Source organism: Arthrobacter sp. TB 26, assembly GCF_000427315.1.
In the GTDB taxonomy this organism is placed as follows: domain Bacteria; phylum Actinomycetota; class Actinomycetes; order Actinomycetales; family Micrococcaceae; genus Arthrobacter.
In genome coordinates this window covers 1-2571 of record NZ_AUPJ01000207.1, presented here as the reverse complement: position 1 = coordinate 2571, position 2571 = coordinate 1, and the positions used below count along the sequence as shown (strand labels likewise).

At 66.6% G+C, this 2571-nt stretch carries 4 protein-coding genes; all 4 read left to right on the top strand.

The features are described 5' to 3' along the window. The first annotated feature begins 262 nt into the window (after positions 1-262). Positions 263-466: a dodecin family protein gene (locus tag K789_RS0107355; protein WP_024366200.1), complete on the top strand. Its 204-nt coding sequence runs from the start codon at positions 263-265 to the stop codon at positions 464-466. Between the two features lie 55 nt (positions 467-521). Then, on the top strand, positions 522-1049 hold the full coding sequence (locus K789_RS0107350; protein WP_024366199.1) for a SixA phosphatase family protein: 528 nt from the start codon (positions 522-524) through the stop codon (positions 1047-1049). A gap of 88 nt (positions 1050-1137) precedes the next feature. Beyond that, positions 1138-1716: a hypothetical protein gene (locus K789_RS22550; RefSeq protein ID WP_051180948.1), complete on the top strand. Its 579-nt coding sequence runs from the start codon at positions 1138-1140 to the stop codon at positions 1714-1716. Positions 1717-1794: 78 nt separating this feature from the next. Continuing rightward, positions 1795-2571, top strand: a 777-nt coding sequence (locus tag K789_RS0107340; protein ID WP_024366197.1) for an EamA family transporter, incomplete at its 3' end; no start/stop codon positions are given.

Here is a 2571-nt window from a genome sequence, read left to right as displayed (position 1 = left end):
CACGCGCCCAGCGGGGCATTTTGCCGTGCCTTAGACACCTCCTTCGTTCCTCAGTCGGCGATGCGGCACTACGCAAAACGCCACGCTGTGCGCGTTCGGGATGCGCCACTACGCTTCAGCGCCCGCACGACGGGGCGGGCGGTTTTCGCGGGCTGGCTGACGGGCATGTGCCTCCGCGGCTGTTGGGCGGCTGTTGGACTCTGTTGCGTTTCGGGGGTGCGGCGTAGGGTTTGAGCGTTGAGCCGACTATTGGGAGGAAGACATGTCTGTTGCACGGATTACTACCCTGAGCGCGAACTCCAAGACCTCGTTTGATGCCGCCATCAAGGAAGGCGTCGACCGGGCCAACAAGACCCTGCGCAATGTCACGGGGGCGTGGGTGAAGGAACAGAAGGTTGAAATCAGCGACGGCGCCGTTGTTGCGTGGCACGTGGTGCTGGAAGTGACCTTCGTCTTGGACGACTGATCGGCGGCCGAGGGGATGCGCGCCCGCGGACAAGCCGTCGCACTAGGATTGATCCATGAGCGCGCATCACATCAAACGGCTGGTGATCATGCGGCATGCCAAGGCGGACTGGCCCGGGGGAGTCGCGGATCATGACCGGCCGCTCGAAGAGCGCGGCCACCGCGATGCCCCGCAGGCCGGAAAATGGCTGCTGAAGCACGGCGTGGTTCCCGACTTCATCCTGTGCTCCAGCGCCCTGCGCACCCGCCAGACCTGCACCTGGGTCTGCAGCGCACTCGGTGACAAAGCCCCGACGCCGAAACTTGAGGACGGGCTGTACGCCGCTTCGGCGAAGCGGATGCTGACGGTCATCAACCACGTCCCGGACACCGTGACCACCCTCATGGTGATTTCGCACATGCCGGGGGTCCAGGACCTCGCCATGCACCTTGCGTCCCGCGACTCCAACCATGACGCCTACATGGACGCCGCCACGCGGTACCCCACCAGCGCGCTGACCATCATGGAAACCGAGAAGTCCTGGGCCGAACTCGACGGCCAGGACGCCCGGCTTACGCATTTCAAGGTGCCCCGGGCCAAATAACGTCCCGGTGGTGCTCCCTGCCCGGGCCCCGGATGCATAGTCATGCAGGCGATTCTGCGGTTTACTGATGCTGTTTACTCGTGGACGTATGGCGATCGAGAGAAAAGGCGGAATCAACGTGGATTCAGGACAGCTCATTGGGATCATCATCGGCGTCGTTGTGGTGCTCGCGATCATCGTCGTGGCAACCATGCTCAGCCGCAAGCGCAAGGTGGAAGCGAACCGCACCAAGGCCGTCGAAATGCGTGAACAGGCCAAGACCGAGCAGATCGGTGCCAGGGAGCGCGAGGCGCAGGCTGCCCGCGCCGAAGCCGACGCCAAGCAGGCGGAAGTCGAAGCCGAGCGGCTGCGGGAGGAAGCCAGCGCGCGGCAGCAGGAAGCAGAGAAGGTCCGTGCCGGCGCGCAGGAACAGCTGCGGAAGGCGGACGAACTGGACCCTGACGTCGTCACCACCGAACGCGACGCCCAGAGGGACGAGGTGCCCCGGGAAGCCGCAGGCACGGAAGAGTTGCGCCGCGACCGCGGCGCCCGGAACCCTGTCCCGAGCGAGCAGACCTCCAACCCGGACGGAGGACAGGTTCCCCACAGCGAGGTTCCCGGCAGCCAGGTTCCCCGGGAGCAGGGCAGCACCGATGAGCCCCGCAGCGATCATCCCCGGAACCTCTGACCCTTCACACACCAGCCATCTGCGGCGCGCTGGCGCGATCCTGTCCCAGCGTCCGGCCAGAACCGGCATAGTGGCAGTGTGAACCCTCGCCATTCCGCCCTGGCCCTGCTCGTCGCTGTGCTGTGGGGCGTCAACTTCGTCGCGATCGACCTCGGCCTGCACCCGGACGGCGCGGAGATGCCGCCGCTGTTGTTCGTGGCCATGCGCTTCACGCTGGTGGTTCTTCCCTGCATCTTCTTCATCCGGAAGCCGGACGTGAGCTGGAAAGCGATCATCGGCGTCGGACTGCTGATGAGCGCCGGACAGTTCGGCCTCCTGTACCTGGCCATGGCCCTCGGCATGCCCGCGGGCCTGGCCTCGCTGGTCCTGCAGGCGCAGGTGCTCCTGACGGTGCTCCTGGCGGCCGGGTTCCTGGGCGAGCGGCCGAGCCGGCGGCAGTTCGCCGGTGTGGTGCTGGGCGTCGCCGGCCTCGCCGTCGTGGCTGTAGGCCGCAGCCTGGTCGCCCCGGTGCTGCCGCTCATGATCGTGCTCGCCGCGGCGCTGTCCTGGGCCGCCGGCAACATCGTCGCCCGAAAGGCCAAAGCAGCATCCGGGCTGGGGCTCGTGGTGTGGTCAGGGGCCGTCGTGCCGCTGCCCCTGCTGGGCCTGTCCCTGCTGGTGGACGGGCCGTCTGCTGTGACTCAGGCCCTGGTTCACGTCCAGCCTGTCACCCTGGCGAGCGCGCTCTATACGGCCATCTTCGGGTCCCTGGTGGGTTACGGAATCTGGAACAGGCTGCTGGGGCTGTACCCGTCCTCCGCCGTCGTGCCGTTTACCCTGCTGGTTCCGGTAGTCGGCATGACGACGGCGTGGCTC